The sequence below is a fragment of the Clostridioides sp. ES-S-0123-01 genome, assembly GCF_020658415.1.
In the GTDB taxonomy this organism is placed as follows: Bacteria; Bacillota; Clostridia; order Peptostreptococcales; family Peptostreptococcaceae; genus Clostridioides.
Genome location: NZ_JACVWD010000009.1, coordinates 76,379 through 92,720, shown reverse-complemented (window position 1 = coordinate 92,720; position 16,342 = coordinate 76,379). Strand labels below are relative to the sequence as shown.

At 28.8% G+C, this 16,342-nt stretch carries 11 protein-coding genes, 1 tRNA gene, 1 rRNA gene and 1 other RNA gene; 12 read left to right on the top strand and 2 right to left on the bottom strand.

The annotated features are described in order from the left end of the window. A 23S ribosomal RNA gene (locus tag IC175_RS17810) occupies positions 1-92 on the top strand; the annotation flags it as partial. Between the two features lie 77 nt (positions 93-169). Further along, positions 170-244: transfer RNA gene (locus IC175_RS17805), tRNA-Thr, on the top strand. Positions 245-447: 203 nt separating this feature from the next. Here IC175_RS17805 and srtB read toward each other — a convergent pair. Then, positions 448-1,134, bottom strand: a complete 687-nt coding sequence (gene srtB, locus IC175_RS17800; RefSeq protein WP_285894967.1) for a class B sortase — start codon at positions 1,132-1,134, stop codon at positions 448-450. A gap of 131 nt (positions 1,135-1,265) precedes the next feature. Here srtB and rnpB point away from each other — a divergent pair. The 8 genes from rnpB to IC175_RS17760 all read left to right on the top strand — a co-directional run bounded on the left by rnpB (position 1,266) and on the right by IC175_RS17760 (position 11,982). After that, positions 1,266-1,600, top strand: an RNA gene (rnpB, locus tag IC175_RS17795) — RNase P RNA component class A. Between the two features lie 276 nt (positions 1,601-1,876). Beyond that, positions 1,877-4,387 (top strand): SPOR domain-containing protein, encoded by a 2,511-nt coding sequence (locus IC175_RS17790; protein WP_227851837.1) that lies wholly within the window; start codon positions 1,877-1,879, stop codon positions 4,385-4,387. A 122-nt stretch (positions 4,388-4,509) separates the two neighbouring features. Continuing rightward, a complete protein-coding gene (locus tag IC175_RS17785; RefSeq protein ID WP_227851836.1) occupies positions 4,510-6,501 on the top strand; it encodes a hypothetical protein in 1,992 nt (663 codons plus the stop codon). Continuing rightward, positions 6,491-6,811 (top strand): hypothetical protein, encoded by a 321-nt coding sequence (locus tag IC175_RS17780; RefSeq protein ID WP_227835279.1) that lies wholly within the window; start codon positions 6,491-6,493, stop codon positions 6,809-6,811. Before IC175_RS17785 ends, IC175_RS17780 begins: the two co-directional genes overlap by 11 nt. Before the next feature lie 193 nt (positions 6,812-7,004). Continuing rightward, positions 7,005-7,880, top strand: coding sequence for a UTP--glucose-1-phosphate uridylyltransferase GalU (gene galU / locus IC175_RS17775; protein ID WP_285891637.1), 876 nt, complete (start codon positions 7,005-7,007; stop codon positions 7,878-7,880). Positions 7,881-7,902: 22 nt separating this feature from the next. Next, positions 7,903-8,916: a UDP-glucose 4-epimerase GalE gene (gene galE / locus IC175_RS17770; RefSeq protein WP_227835280.1), complete on the top strand. Its 1,014-nt coding sequence runs from the start codon at positions 7,903-7,905 to the stop codon at positions 8,914-8,916. 110 nt (positions 8,917-9,026) lie between these two features. Further along, on the top strand, positions 9,027-10,961 hold the full coding sequence (locus IC175_RS17765; RefSeq protein WP_227851835.1) for a cell wall-binding repeat-containing protein: 1,935 nt from the start codon (positions 9,027-9,029) through the stop codon (positions 10,959-10,961). 211 nt (positions 10,962-11,172) lie between these two features. Further along, positions 11,173-11,982 carry a DUF3800 domain-containing protein gene (locus IC175_RS17760; protein WP_255613040.1) on the top strand — a complete coding sequence of 270 codons (810 nt, stop codon included), beginning with the start codon at positions 11,173-11,175 and terminating at the stop codon, positions 11,980-11,982. A 210-nt stretch (positions 11,983-12,192) separates the two neighbouring features. Here the strand turns inward: IC175_RS17760 and IC175_RS17755 are convergent, their stop codons facing one another. After that, a complete protein-coding gene (locus IC175_RS17755) occupies positions 12,193-13,074 on the bottom strand; it encodes a LysR family transcriptional regulator (protein WP_227432356.1) in 882 nt (293 codons plus the stop codon). 413 nt (positions 13,075-13,487) lie between these two features. Here IC175_RS17755 and IC175_RS17750 point away from each other — a divergent pair, with 413 nt between their 5' ends. Together IC175_RS17750 and IC175_RS17745 are read left to right on the top strand one after the other, a co-directional pair. After that, positions 13,488-14,336 (top strand): sugar phosphate isomerase/epimerase family protein, encoded by an 849-nt coding sequence (locus IC175_RS17750; RefSeq protein ID WP_227432357.1) that lies wholly within the window; start codon positions 13,488-13,490, stop codon positions 14,334-14,336. 82 nt (positions 14,337-14,418) lie between these two features. Next, positions 14,419-16,341, top strand: coding sequence for an FAD-dependent oxidoreductase (locus IC175_RS17745; RefSeq protein WP_227851834.1), 1,923 nt, complete (start codon positions 14,419-14,421; stop codon positions 16,339-16,341). Position 16,342: the final 1 nt, after the last annotated feature.

Sequence of the window (16,342 nt, the reverse complement as noted above, 5' to 3'; positions counted from 1 at the left end):
ACCCCAGAAAGACTATCTGGTTGATAGGTCGAAGGTGTAAGTGCAGCAATGTATTTAGCTTATCGATACTAATAGGTCGAGGACTTGACCAATATTTATTTGATGTTCATTAATTAAAATATATATGCAGTTTTTAGAGTGTTAATTTAACTCATAATAGAATAAGTGTGCTGGTGTGGCTCAACGGTAGAGCAGCTGACTTGTAATCAGCAGGTTGTAGGTTCGATTCCTATCACCAGCTCCAGTAAAGACTATGTTTTTAACATAGTCTTTTTTATTATATAATATATTTATTATTTTATATAGTTTATAGAAATAGACAGGAAATTGATAAATTTAAGTAAGAAATAGCTATACAGATTAAAATAATTATTTTAATCTGTATGTGAATACCTTAACGCAAAATTTTGATTATTTGTGTAAGAATTGTTAAAAAGACATGTATATTTAATTTGAAACTAACTTGCCATGGATTACCATCCTAGCATCATCAAATTCATAAGTGCATGTAGAAAGTGTAACTATCTTATCTTTACTACTTACTTTCATATTTGATTTATGTAATGATTTGGAAGTAATAGCATCTATGTATTTTTGATAGTCTGTTTCACTATTAAAGCTTGTTTTTAGATAATCATAATCAGATTCTACAATATAGGCAGAAAATACTTCATATAATAATTCTTTTCCATCCATAGTAATTTTTATTTGATTGTTTTCTTTAAAAAAATCACTATCTTTAAACTTATTTAGATTATTAAACATTGTTTTGTTTTTCATATTATGTCCATATACTATAACATTTTGGTCATCCAGAGATTTATTTCTATAATCCATGAATAATGTACCTGAGATAGATTTTTTACCATAAAAGTCTTTGTCAAGATAATAAGAATTATCTTTAGATTGTACAACTGGATAATTTATATTTGTATTATCAACAGAAAGCCAAAACTTAAAATCTTTGTTTATTTTTAATAAGTCTTCTTTTTTATTTTCTTTTTTCTGAAGTTGAGTAGATACTTTAGTATCATGGCTGTACTTGCTAAGCTTTAAGCATATATTAAATCCACTATAGATTATTACTAATATTAATATAATATTAATTATTACTCTATATAATTTTTTCAACATTCCACCTCAAATCATAAATAATAGTTTATATACCTATATTACACTATTTTTGAAGAAATTTAAATTTTTAGTATAATATTACTTTGACATACTTAAGTATTTATGATAATATAGCTAAGTAAAATGAATATTAAGTAAGCCAGATAATCGCATGTAATTTTACATGAGGAAAGTCGGAGCTCCATAGAGCAGGGTGCTAGGTAACACCTAGTGGGAGCAATCCTAAGGATAGTGCAACAGAAATAAACCGCCACTTAAGTGGTAAGGATGGAAAGGCGAGGTAAGAGCTCACCAGCAGCTAGGCGACTAGTTGGCTATGTAAACCCCACCTGGAGCAAGACCAAGATAGGAATAAAGAGTGCTGCTCGTACTCTCCGGTAGGTAGGTCGCTTGAGCTTATTGGTGACAATAAGCCTAGAAAGATGATTATCTAATACAGAACTCCGCTTATAGACTTGCTTAATTTTTTCGATAGGTGAAACATCAGTTTAAACTGATGTTTTTTTATTTGCAAATTTGTCTAATTTACTTTCAAAATTTTGTGGAATATTGTAATATAAGTTAGTACAGATATTAAAAATGGTATAATATAAGATGGATATAAAAAGAAAAAGTAAAATGATGTAAATAATATGATATGATATAAGATGTAGTAAATTTAGTAACTAATTATTAAAATATCATAATCAAATTAGTAATTTTACATAATGTAAATATCACAATAAAATAATTGATTTAAGGAGTGAAGGTTTTGAGTGAAAATAATATAATAAGAAATACTGTTTTAAATGTCACAGCAAGTTTTTTAAAACAAGAGTCTAAGATAAATGAAAAATTAGAAGGTGTTTTAGAAAAGAAATTTGAAAAAGTAGAATTCAATGAAGCAAAATATGCTGAGCTTTTAAAATTTAATATATTGTTTTATAAAACATTAGCAAGAAATACAGAACCGCTTATCGGGAAATGGATAGTAGATAAATACATACCTGAAATAGATGAATTAGAGAAAGAATTAGAATTAACTACAGCTAAATGTAGAAAGTATGTAAATAAGGCAATGAAGGATGGTTTAGACTGTCTAAAAGCCAACGATTTAAGTAGTTTTTTAGCTTATGATAAAATAGACCTATTAGAGAGACGAAGACGTTTAGAAAAGGATTATAAGGTTCTAAATCTATATAAAGACCTTCTTAATATAACACTTAGAAAGATAAGTTTAGAAAAGAAAGATTGTGCAAGTTTATTTCTTAAGAATCAAGCTGATGCTAAAAGAGAACTAAAAAGAGAAATAATATTCTGTGTAAATAAGATATTAGCTAGTAGCAAAGAGGTAGTACCTAAAAATATAGAAGAGAATTCTGAACAAAGCAGTGAAGATATAAAAGCAACAGAAATTGAAGATTTACAATTAGGTAAAGATAATTCAGAAAATGATGTTTTATTAAATTCAGTTAAAAAGTCAGAATTAGGAAAAGAACCGCAGATAAATGATGTAGAAGCAAAGTTTATGGATAAACTAAATAGTTTAAATGATGAAAGTATATCTCAAACTGTATATAATGAATATAAAAAATTATGTGGGTTAGAAGAACTTCCTTATGTTGAAGGCTATGGCTTTGGTGGAGAAGTTATTAAAGACTTTGTTTGTGCAACAGTTGCATTAGAATTTTTGAAGAGAAGAAATAGAGACCTTATAGAAGGTGCGATGAGATTAACTATAATTGGAGAATTTGGTGCTGAAAATTTTAAGGAATTCATAGATTATGTAATTAAAAATAAAACAGAAATTAGTGAAAATGTTTGGGAAGAAGCACACATTGTTCTAAAAGATAAATCTTCTGAATTAGAAAATCACGATATTGTATCAAAGAGAACTAGAAAAAATAAAGACATTGATATTGAAGAATATATTTATATGATAAAAAATGCAGATAAAGATGTTTGTTTTAGAAGTAGCATTTCTATAGAGGAAGATACTAAAGAAGAAGTAATTAATAAGAATGAAAATGTAGAGAATGCTATAGAAAATAAAGAAGATATTGAAAAAGATCATGATATAAATAAAGAAGAAATAATTGAACCAGAAAATAAGAAGAGTAGAAAAAAAGATAAATTATTTGGATTTATGAAAAAGGAAAGCAAAAAAGAGGATGTGCTAGAAGAAACTGAAAAGGAAGAGATTGGATTAGATAATACTTCTGATACAGTTCCAGGTGAAGCTGATGAATCTATTAAGGAAAATATAGAAAACTTAGAAGAAATAAACCAAAGTTTAGAAGAAGAACGCAACATAAAAATAGAAAAACCAATAAATAATGATGAGTTAGATAAAAAACTATCAGCAAGTAATGAGCCTAAATCTGAAAAAGAAAGTAAGGGATTAGGTGATGAAATGCCAAAAGAAGCAGAAGAAAAAAAGGTAGAAAGTGAAAAATCAGTAGTAATACCTATTAACAAGAAAGAAAAAAATAGCAAAAAGTCTAAACATTCTTCTAAGTTTAATTCTAAGGAAAAGAAAACAGAAATAAAAAATTATGAATCAAATGAAGAAGATTCTATAGATGATGAAGAGGTTGGTTCTAAAAAAAGCAGATTAAAAGAGACTATTATAGCTATAGTTATAGTGGCAATTGTTGGTGTAGGATACTTTATAACAGTAGGCAATAACAAGAAAAATGATAAAGACACGACACCTCCAAAAGCACCAACTCAGCAACAAGCCAACAATAAACAAACAGAAGAAGAAAAGAAAGCAAAAGCTGAAAAAGAAAAGAAAGAAGCAGAAGAAAAGGCAAAAGCAGAGGAAAAAGAAAAAGCTGAAAAGAAAGCAAAAGAGATGGAAGCATATAAAGACGGTAAAGGTGTATATTATACTGTCTATGCAGGTTCACTTAAAGTTGAAGCAACAGCAAAAGAAACAGCAAAAGAATATGAAGCTAAAGGTATTTCTTCAACAATAGTTCAAGAGAATGGATATTATAAAGTGAAGATAGGTGATTATTCTGAGTATGGAGAAGCACAAGAAAAATGTAATGAATTAGCTAAGAAATCTATTGATACATATATAGCGATGTATGATAAGTACTATGATTACAAATTAGAAGATTTGAAAGAATCAGCTCCTTCATTAAGTGCTGAAGAACTTAGACAAAAATATGAAGATTTAAGAAGTGAGTTAAAAAATAAATCTGGATATCGTGAATATGTTAAACATTTAGATAAACTTTATGAAGAAATAGTTGAAGGTGCTTAGGATATTTATTAAATAAGGACGAATTATGTCTCAAAATAAAAAGTATTAAAAGATATTATTTATTTTGAGACATTTTATTCACCTTTAGAAAATAATTATAATTTTGTTTAGGCGGTGAAGGTATGTTGAAATTAGGAGAAAAAATTATATATGAGCTTTCAGATGGATTTGAGCTTAGTGGTATCAGTAGATATTCAAAAGAATCTAAGAAACTTCATATAACAAATTTAGGTAATATTATAATCAGCAAAGCAGATGAAGTTAATGATGAATCAGGGGTAAAATATATATATAGTTTTTCAGATAATAAAAAAAAGTTAGAAGCAGTTTTAGAAGGTTCTCAAATAATCATTTATGGAGATAACTTGCCTTTTTATATAAAAAGTGAGAATTCAAGTAAGAATGTTACAGCAAGTTTAACTATGAAAATAACTTTAGATGAATATGATTTAATCTGTAAGAACCAAAGAGAATTTATATTTTATTTAAAAGACAACATGACTATCTTGAGTTTAGATGATAATAAATTTTATATGGGTGGAATTAATAAAGATAATGAAAAGTTTATATTTATCAGTGGAAAAAATAGATTTGAAATAAACTTTGATGATATAGAAAGATATATTTTAGAAGATAAGAGAGTTTCTCTAAAGGGTTATTTTCATATGGAAAGAGAAGGTCTTATAGTAAGGTCTATTTCTATATTTAATAATAATGTAGAAAATATAGTTCCAGCCGATTTAAGTGAGAGAGTTAAAGATAATAAGAAAATAGGAAATCTTCCTAAAGATTGTGAGATAGTATTCTGTAAAATATCAGGAAATATAGATGGATTTGATTATAAAAATACTAATATGCTTTTAGTAAAATATCAGGATCAACTTATTTTTATAAATAAGAAGTCTAAAAAAACTATTGTTAAATCAACAAAAGATAATTGTTCAAAGTTAATTTTAGGAGAAGACATTATATTATATGATAATAAAAATGTATTTAACTTGCACATAAATGATAAAAATAAAGAAGCTATGCAAATAGAGGATTTAAAAGATATAGAAAATGAAATAGTAGGATATACATTAAAACATGCCCCATTTTTTATCCAAGAAGATTTTAATAGTTTAACAATAATGAAGTCTTTCCAAAAAGAAATTATATCTATAAAAAATAGTGATGTTAAAGATATTGTAATTAATAGAGATATTGAAAGTAAAAATTCTGATTTTGTAGAAACAGAAATAAAATTTAATAATCAAAAAATAATTTTAAATTTAAGTAGAAGTATGGTTCAAAAACTTATGCAAGATGTCTTTATATATGCAAAAAAACCACTACTTAAAGACGTTTCTGTTGAGATTTTATATAAAAATTGGTCTAAAGCTATGAATGATATGATAATATTTAATTTCTTTGGAAATATTTATTACATGAAATCTGAATTTGATAAAGTATTAGAAAGAGAACTGAATGATGAAATAAGAATAGAAGTCATAAATGCACTTTATAATCAGATACAAGAACAGAGAAATAATTTAGACTTGATATCAGCTTATACTCCAAGAATATTAGAAAATCAAGATATAGAGTTATTTGAAAAGTATAATGCAAAACTTGATGTACAAGTATTTAGACAGATTAAAAATTTATTCTTTGATTTATCATACAATATAAGTAGTTATTTAGATGGAGTTGAAAAAAGTTTAGATAATATTATATTTGTAATATCAGGTGAAGATAAGAAGCGATACAATTATAGGATGTTAAAGGAAAGTGAAAGTGCAAACTTGGATGTATTTTTAAAACAAGCTATATCAAGATTAAATCATTTAGTAGAAAATATGTATCCTTACTATGTGGATGAAACTAGTAGAGAGATGTTTAAGTTATTTGAAGTTTTATGGAAAAATTATAAAAATATTAATGATGATAGTGTAAAAGAAGTATTATTCGAGAGAATAACAAATACATATGTATTTAGACAATTGACATTAAATAATAATACAAATGAAAGAAGAAAAGACATAATTGAAAAAATATATAATTCTGTTGATTATGGAGCCAATAAGATAGATGAAAATATGTTTTTCACAGGAGGTATGAAGTATGTCAAGTAAATACAATGTATGGAATTTTAATTATGAGTTTTTAGGTTTGAATTCAAGTGATGAAAAAAATAATGAAGTTTATTATGAGATTGATTTAGATGAAGTCTTAAATGAAAACTATATAAGTGAAGATATAGATGGAGATTTAGATACTGATGGAAATAGCATCTTAGGAGAATTAATATCAGAAATGGATATAGATGAAGATGTAAGTGTTGACATGACATATCAAGAATTAGACGTGGATTTAGAAGATTTAGATTCATATTTGGATGATGATATAGATAGTGATATAAAGGGTATTTTAGATGAAATTTAGTATCTATGTGAGTTTTAGGTAGAATATATAAAATATAATATATTAACTTATAAAAACTAAAGGTAGATGAAATTTCATCTACCTTTATGTTCTTGTAATGTTAAGAATTGGGATAATATAGAGTTTGAAGAAAAAGTATAAATATGGTATATTAATTTGGTACAAGAGAAAATTTACGAAGAAGGGTGAAAAAATGCAGATGACAGTAAAAAAAGCGATAATACCAGCAGCAGGGCTAGGAACTAGATTTTTACCAGCAACAAAATCACAGCCCAAAGAAATGCTTCCTATAGTAGATAAGCCAACTTTACAGTATATAATAGAAGAAGCTATAGACTCAGGAATTGAAGAAATTCTTATAATAACAGGTAGAAATAAAAAATCTATAGAAGACCATTTCGATAAATCAGTTGAATTAGAGTTAGAATTAGAACAAAAAGGTAAGACAGAAATGCTAGAAATGGTAAGAGATATATCAAATATGGTAAATATTCACTATATAAGACAAAAGGAGCCAAAAGGTCTTGGACATGCAATTTACTGTGCAAAAAGTTTTATAGGAGATGAACCTTTTGCTGTACTATTAGGTGATGATATAGTAGACTCAGATGTGCCTTGTCTAAAGCAATTAATAGATACTTATAATGAATATAAAACAACTGTACTAGGTGTTCAAAAGATAGCTAAAGAAGATACAAACAAATATGGAATATTGGATATAAAACATATAGAGGATAGAGTTTATAAAGTTAAAGATATGGTTGAAAAGCCTGCAATTGAAGAAGCACCATCAGATATAGCCATACTTGGAAGATATATAATAACTCCTGCAATATTTGATATATTAGAGAAACAAACACCTGGAAAAGGTGGAGAAATACAGTTAACAGATGCACTTCAAACTCTTGGAAAACAAGAAGCTATTTATGCGTATAATTTTGAAGGAAGAAGATATGATGTGGGAGATAAGATTGGTTTTTTAGAGGCGACAATAGATTTTGCTCTACAAAGAGAAAATCTAAAAGATGATTTAATGGATTATATGAGAAAAAAAGTAAGCGAAAAATAAATTTAGAAAAGAGGTAATTACTATGGCGGTTTTAGTAGCTGGAGGAGCAGGATATATAGGAAGCCATACAGCAATAGAACTTTTAGAATCAGGTTATGAAGTTGTTATAGTTGACAATTTAAGTAATAGTAACTCAATAGTAGTTGATAGAATTAGAGAATTATCTGGAAAACAAGTAAAATTTTATAATATTGATATAACCAATAAAAATGAAATGCACACTGTATTTAAAGAGAATAATATTGAATCTATTATACATTTTGCAGCTTTAAAAGCAGTTGGAGAATCAGTGGAAAAGCCAATTGAATATTATAGTAATAATCTAATAAGTACATTAAATTTATTTGAATTAATGAGAGAATATGGTGTTAAAAAATTTGTATTTAGTTCATCAGCTACTGTATATGGAGATCCACATACTTGTCCAATATTAGAAGATTTCCCGCTTTCCGTAACTAATCCATATGGAAGAACTAAGCTTATGATAGAGCAGATGTTAGTGGATATATCAAAAGCAGATGAGTCATTAGATATAGCACTTTTAAGATATTTTAATCCAGTAGGTGCTCATAAGAGTGGAAGAATTGGTGAAGAACCAAATGGAACTCCAAGTAACTTAATGCCTTATATAACAAAAATAGCAGTGGGTAAATTAAAAGAACTAAGTGTATATGGAAATGATTATCCAACTCATGATGGGACTGGAGTTAGAGATTATATACATGTATTAGATTTAGCTGCTGGTCATGTAAAGGCATTACAAAAATTAGAAGAAAATCCAGGACTTGTTGTTTACAATTTAGGAACTGGTAAAGGATATAGTGTTCTTGATTTAGTTAAAGCATTTTCTAAAGCCAGTGGAAAAGAGATACCATACAAAATTGTTGGAAGAAGAGCTGGAGATGTAGCAATGTGTTATGCAGATTCATCAAAAGCAGAGAAAGAACTTGGATGGAAAGCTAAATATGAACTTGAAGAAATGTGCCAAGATTCTTGGAGATGGCAAAGTATGAATCCAAATGGATACGAAGCATAAAATGTATATTAAAGGGGTAAATGTAACAAATTTGTAAATGCAAGATATTGGTAATTTTATGTTATAATTAGAGGCGTGTAGTTATGTTTCTAAAAGAGGGGGAAGTTATAGTGAAAAAAAGTCTAAAAAAGTATTTAGTACTAGCAATGACTTTAGTTTTAGTATTTGCATGTGGTGTACCAGAATCAAGTGCAGCCAGTAAACATGTAATTATAGTAAACTCAAGAAAAAATACTCTGGGATATTTTGTAAATAGCAAGCTTGTAAAAGAATTTAAAGTTGCAACAGGGAAAAAAGGTTCAGAGACACCAACAGGGAAAACAAAGGTAGTTAACAAGATAAAAAATAGACCATATTATAAAGGAAATATACCTGGAGGAAGCCCAAAAAATCCATTAGGAGATAGATGGATGGGATTAGCACTAAAAGGAACTTATGGAGATACATATGGGATACATGGAAATAATAATGAAAGTTCTATAGGAAAACACATTTCTGGTGGATGTATAAGAATGCACAATAAAGAGGTTAGATGGTTATTTGACCAAGTTCCAGTAGGTTCAGATGTAATTATAGATTATAGTAATGACAGTTATACTAAAATAGCAGCAAAATATAAGATAAATTTAAACCAAACAGGATGGAAAACAGAAAATGGTAAGAAGTATTATGTAAAATCTGATGGAACATACCAAAAAAATAGTTGGTTAAAAGTAAATGGAAAAATGTATTATTTTGATGCTTCAGGAGTAATGCAAACAGGATGGAAGACAATTAATAACAAAAAATATTACTTAGGAACTGATGGAGTAAGAGTATCTGGATGGAAGGTAATTGATGGAAAAACTTATTACTTTAATTCAGATGGAGTAATGCAAACAGGATGGCAAGAAAAAGATGACAAGAAATACTATCTAGGAAATGATGGTTTATCAGTAGTAGGATGGCAAGAAATAGATGGTAATAAGTATTACTTTGATAAAACAGGAGTAATGCAAACAGGATGGCAGCAATTAGAAGGTAAATCTTACTATTTAGACAAAGAAGGTAAAATGCTAACAGGAACTCAAAAAATAGATGGAAAAGATTATACTTTCAATGAAGATGGAACAATAAACCCTACATGGAACACAGTTGTAGGAGCAAATAGATTTGATACAGCTAAAAAAATAAGTGAAGTTGGAAATTGGGGTGCTGACAGTTCAGATACTGTTGTATTAGTAAATGGAAATGCAATAGCAGATGGAATAACAGCAACGCCTTTGGCAAGTAGTTACAATGCAACAATATTACTTACTAATACAGATAAATTACCAACTGAAACTGTTGCAGAAATGAATTCATTAGCACCTAAAACAGTAATTTTAATAGGTGGAGAAAATGCAATAAGTTCTAAATTAGAGCAAGAAATAAAGAGTACTTTTAATGCAGAGACAAAGAGAATATCAGGTCAAGATAGATATCAAACTGCTGTAAGAATAGCTAATGAACTTGGAAACAGAGAAGAAATAAAGACAGCTTATATGGTTTCTGGAAATGGAGAGGCAGATGCTCTATCTGTAGCTTCTAAAGCTGGAGAAGAAAAACAACCTATAATACTAGTTAAGAAAGATGGAATTACAGAAGAATCTTATATTTGGCTAACAGAAAGAAAATTAGAAAATGCATATTTTATAGGTGGACCAAATGCAATTAATGATTCAACAATAGCTAAGATGAATGAAATAACTACTGAAGATGTTTCAGGAAATAGAATATATGGAAATGACAGATTAGATACTAATGCTAAAGTTATAGAAAAATTCTATGGCGATACTGATTTACAATCTGTGTTAGTTAGCAAATCAGATGCTTTAGTAGATGCTTTATCAGCTGGACCATTAGCTGCAAAATTACACTCACCAATAGTTTTAATGGATAATTCAGGATTATCAGCAGAACAAAATAGAGTATTTGCAAATAAAAAAGTTGAAACTCCTTATCAAATTGGAGGAGGAGTATCTTATATAGGTATGGATAAATTAATAGATATTCTTAGAAAATAATAAAACTATATAAATAATGTATAAAATGAAATTGAGATGTAAAATTCAACAGCCTAAAGCTTTGATTGTTTATATCTCAATTTTTTTATTACAAAATTAAGTTTAAGTTATCTAAAAATCTTGGAATATTTTCAAAACTCATATAAAATAAATATAGGTGATATCATCATATGTTAAGAGGGTGAGTGAAATTATAAAGAAGAAGTATATAATGTTTATTGATGAAAGTGGGAGAGCTGATATAAATCATGAGGACCCATTTACATTAACAGGAGTAATTTTTGAATATAAATATGCAGTGAGTCAAGGTGATTATGTCTGTTGTTTAAGGAAAGAGATGGATGCCTTTAAAGATTATTGCTTTGGAACTAGTAATATAGGAATACACTTGACTGATATATCCAGAAAGTCAAGAGCATTTGAAAGGTTTGATGATTCACAAATTAAGTTATTTTATGATGAATTACCTTTATTTCTATCTAAACTAGAGTGCACCATAATATCAGTAACAGTAGATAAGGCTAGATTAAAAAAATACTATGCACCTTCAAAGGAACCTTATGTTGTAGCTTTTATACATGTGCTTCAAAATTTCTATTCATTTGTAAATAATGAAAATGTAGAGTCTGCAAGAATCGTTATTGAATCAAGAGATGATGTTTCAAATTTAAAAGTACAAAAGGCATTTTTTGATGTTTTTAATAATGGGACAATATATTTAGATATAGATGAAGAGTTAAGAGACAAGGTAAAAGGTTTTATAATTGCCAAAAAGGAAGATGTAGATTACAAAGAAGGTTTAGAAATAGCTGATATTCTATGTAATCCTCTTAGTAGAGCTAGAAGAGGATTAATCGAAGCAAATCCAAAATGTGTGCAATATGGAGAAAAAAATAAAATATTTAAATCTGTAAGAAGTAAAATATACACTCCAACTAGTTTAAATGACATAAGAAATTGGGGTTTTAAAGAAGTTCCGATTGTAGAGCCTGTTGGACCATGGCTTGAAAAAATGAGATAGATAGATTGACAAATTTTTAGAAAATTGATATAATATAAATAACTTAGTTATTCAGGAATTGAAATACAGTTGCTGTTATATAACGCTTATTACTGAGACTCGGATGCCGACTGTCAGTTAAGAATCTATACTTTTAGAAGTATAGATTTTTTTATTTTGGAAGAAACCCTAAAAAAGAGACTATTTAAAAATAACCTCTTTTATTAATACTTATAATTGAGCATTTTTAATGACAAAGTTTTTGAAATTTTTAATTGCAGGAGGCAAATATCTATCCTTTATAACTGCTAAGTAAAAATTTCTTTCCCAACTTGGGTAAACGATTTGAATTACTTTTACTTTTGTAAACTTAAGCATAGGCATATTTGGTACTACAGCTATACCGAAATTTTTTGCAACTAATCCAGCAACTACCTGGTCTTCTTCTACCTCATGAACTATGTTAGGTTGTTGATTTATTTTTTTAAACATATCATCAATTATATATCTAAGTCCACTTCTTTGATTAAATACTATTTGAGGATAAGGTATTGTCTCTTTTAAATCTATAGTATCTTTTGTAGCCAGTGGGTGGCTATATGGTACAATTAATACTAAATCTTGTTTGGATACAGGTATAAATTCAATTCCCTTCTCTTTTTCAAGTTTTGAGCAAAAAGCAATATCGTATTTTCTTTCCTTAAGACCTTGGATAATATCAGTAGTTACACCTGTATGAAATTTAAAGTCAATTGATTTATCAGGATTAGATTTTAAGAATCTATGAACCATATCAGGTATAAAGTCTGTACCAAGTGTTCTAAGGAAAGCTAAGTCAATTTGACCTTCACCAGTACCCGTTATCTTTAGTGACTTTACACTTGAGTCTAAGATTTCTAATGATTTTTCCACGTCTCTTAAAAATATTTTACCATATTTAGTTAAAACTATATTTCTACCTTCCTTTTCAAATAGAGACACTCCAAGTTCACTTTCTAACAAAGAAATAGCATGACTCAAACTTGGTTGTGTTATAGATAAATTTTCTGCTGCTTTTGTATAGTGCTCTAAATGTGCCAATGTAACAAAATAGCGTAAGTGATATAAGTTCAATTTTTGTTCATCCTTTCATGAGTATCGTATTTTTTATTTGTATGTATTTAAAGAAGTTGACCTTAAAGAAGTTTTTCACATTTTTATTATATATGATTACAGCGTAATAATAAAAGCTTTTAAAGAAATTTATCGTTTTTTGTCTTAAATTTTAGATAGATAGAGTTAAGGTATATATTAATAAATTATATTATCAATAAAATCTATAAACAAAATCTATGAATTGATAGGAAATTATCAATTTGTTATTAATAAAGTCTCATGATACAATGAATTTATAAAATCTAGATAAAGATAAATCAAAAAAATATTTTTATTTTTAAAGTAAAATAATGCTACTAGTAGAATAAATAAAAAAATAAAATCAAAAAAAAGATTAATTATAAAGAAATTAAAGGGGGCATATTTAAATTATGAATAATCAAAAAAATATTAACATTCCAATTACTATTAGTTCTTATACATTAGGCACAGAAGTTTCATTCCGTGATAGAGTGCGTATTGCAAAAGAAGCTGGATTTGATGGCATTGGATTACGTGCTGAAAATTATGTGGATGCAAAAAACGCTGGAGTTACAGACGAAGAAATGCTTTCAATTCTTGATGAATATAATATGAAAGTTACAGAAGTAGAATATATAACTCAATGGGGGACTAAAGAGGATAGAACAGAAGCTCAACAAGAAAAAGAACAAAATGTTTATCATATGGCTCGTTTATTTAATGTTAAACATATAAACTGTGGTCTATTAGAAATGGTACCAGAAGAACAAATTATAACTGCATTAGGAGAATTATGTGATAGAGCAGGAGAACTTATTATAGGACTTGAGTTTATGCCATACAGCGGTGTGCCAGATTTAGCTACTGCTTGGCGTGTTGTAAAAGGATGTAACCGTGAAAATGCAATGCTTATATTAGATACATGGCACTGGGCTAGAGCAAAACAAACAGTAGATGACCTTGCACCTGTTCCAGCAGAAAAGATAGTATCAATTCAAGTTTGTGATGTTTTAGAGACACCTTATGAAAAACTTAGAGATGAATCACTACATGACCGTGTAGCTCCAGGTGAAGGATATGGAAATACAGAAGAATTTGTAAAAATAATCAAAGAACATAATATATCACCAGAAGTTATAGGTGTTGAAGTAATATCTGATTCTTTAGTAGCTAAAGGATTATCAACTACAGCTGAGACTGTATTTAAGGCAACTAAAAAAGTATTAGATAAAGCATGGCCAGAAGTATCTCCAAAATAAAAATAGACTTATTCGATATTAAAGTATATAAAGCATAAAAATATAAGAAAAAAATATAAAACTTGAAAGGAAGGAAAACCTTATGAAGATTAGTTCTATGTTTACACCTATAAAAATTGGTTCAATGACAGTTCCAAACCGTTTTGTAGTTCCTCCTATGGGAAATAATTTCGCAAACACAGATGGTACTTTAAGTGAAACTTCTAAGGCTTATTATCTTGAACGTGCCTTAGGTGGTTTTGGATTAATAACTATAGAATCTAGTGTTGTGGATAAGAAAGCTAAAGGAGGACCTCGTAAACCTTGTTTGTATGATGATAGCACAATAGATAGTTTTAAAAATGTAATAGATGCCTGTCATAATGCAGGTTCAAAAGTATCTATACAATTACAACATGCTGGTTCTGAGGGAAATGAAAAAATTGCAGGGTATCCTTTAAAAGCTGCTTCTGCAATACCTGCGTCAAATGGACGTAATACACCATTAGTAATAACAACTGAAGAAATATATGAACTTATAGAATCTTATGGAGATGCTGCGTTACGTGCAAAAAAAGCTGGTGTAGATGCTGTTGAAGTTCACTGTGCTCATGGATATTTAGTTAGTAGCTTTATATCACCAAGGACAAATAAACGTGTAGATGAATTTGGTGGATGTTTTGAAAATAGAATGAGATTACCTCGCCTTATAATTGAAAATATACGTAAAAAGGTAGGTAATTCTATAGCAATACTATGTCGTATAAATAGTACAGATGATATTTTAGGTGGAATTGATGTACATGATAGTTCAGTAATCGCAGCTTATTTAGAAGATTGTGGAGTAGATGGACTTCATGTTTCACGTAGTATACATATACATGATGAATATATGTGGGCTCCTACAGTTCTTCATGCTGGATTTAGTGCAGATTTAGTTACAGAAATAAAGAAATCTGTTAGTATACCAGTAATAACTGTTGGTCGCTATACAGAGCCACAATTTGCTGAATTAATGGTTCGTCAAGGTAGATGTGATTTAGTAGCATTTGGTAGACAAAGTTTAGCTGACCCAAGTATGCCTAACAAAGCTAAAAATGGGAAGTTAGATGAAATGATACCATGTATTGCGTGTCTACAAGGTTGTGTGCCAAACATGTTCCAAGGTAAGCCTATAGCTTGTCTTGCAAATCCGATATTAGGTCATGAATCTGAACTTAAACCAGCTGAAACTACAAAAGAAGTTCTTGTTGTTGGTGGTGGTGTTGGAGGTATGCTTGCAGCATGGGTATGTGCTGAGAGAGGGCATAAGGTAACTCTAGTTGAAAAATCTGAAATGCTTGGTGGTCAAATGCGTTTAGCTGCATATCCTCCAGGTAAAGGAGATATTACTAATTTAGTTCGTAGTTATATTTCAAAGTGCAATCAATATGGTGTAAAAATATACACTAATACAGAAGTTACAGTAGAGTTTATAAAAGAAAAATCACCTGATGCAGTTATTGTAGCTACTGGTGCAACTCCACTTGTACTTCCTATACCAGGAATTAATGAATCAGGATTAATACATGCAGTGGATCTTCTTGATGGAAAAGAATCTTGTGGAAAGAAAGTTCTTGTTGTTGGTGGTGGAATGGTTGGTTGTGAAGTGGCAGCCTTCCTTGGTGAACAAGAACATGATGTTACTGTTATTGAATTAAGAGAACAAGTTGGTGCAGATGTAATTTCTGAACATCGTAAATTCCTTATGGATGATTTTGAAAGTTACAATATACATACTGTTACTGGTGCTAAAGTTGCTAAATTCTATAACGATGGAGTTGACTATTCACTTGCAGATGGAACAGAAGATAATTTAAAAGGCTTCGATTCAGTAGTACTTGCTATGGGTTCTCGTAATTATGACCCATTAAGCGAAGAAGTAAAGAAATTTGTGAATGAAACTTATGTTGTTGGGGATGCAGTAAAGGCTCGTAGAGCATTGGATGCAACAAAAGAAGCTTTTGAAGTAGCATTAAATATATAGT

Coding starts and splice junctions, on each gene's coding strand:
- srtB (WP_285894967.1), bottom strand. CDS start 1,134: ATGTTGAAAAAATTATATAGAGTAATAATTAATATTATATTAATATTA.
- IC175_RS17785 (WP_227851836.1), top strand. CDS start 4,510: ATGTTGAAATTAGGAGAAAAAATTATATATGAGCTTTCAGATGGATTT.
- IC175_RS17780 (WP_227835279.1), top strand. CDS start 6,491: ATGTCAAGTAAATACAATGTATGGAATTTTAATTATGAGTTTTTAGGT.
- galU (WP_285891637.1), top strand. CDS start 7,005: ATGCAGATGACAGTAAAAAAAGCGATAATACCAGCAGCAGGGCTAGGA.
- galE (WP_227835280.1), top strand. CDS start 7,903: ATGGCGGTTTTAGTAGCTGGAGGAGCAGGATATATAGGAAGCCATACA.
- IC175_RS17760 (WP_255613040.1), top strand. CDS start 11,173: ATGTTTATTGATGAAAGTGGGAGAGCTGATATAAATCATGAGGACCCA.
- IC175_RS17750 (WP_227432357.1), top strand. CDS start 13,488: ATGAATAATCAAAAAAATATTAACATTCCAATTACTATTAGTTCTTAT.
- IC175_RS17745 (WP_227851834.1), top strand. CDS start 14,419: ATGAAGATTAGTTCTATGTTTACACCTATAAAAATTGGTTCAATGACA.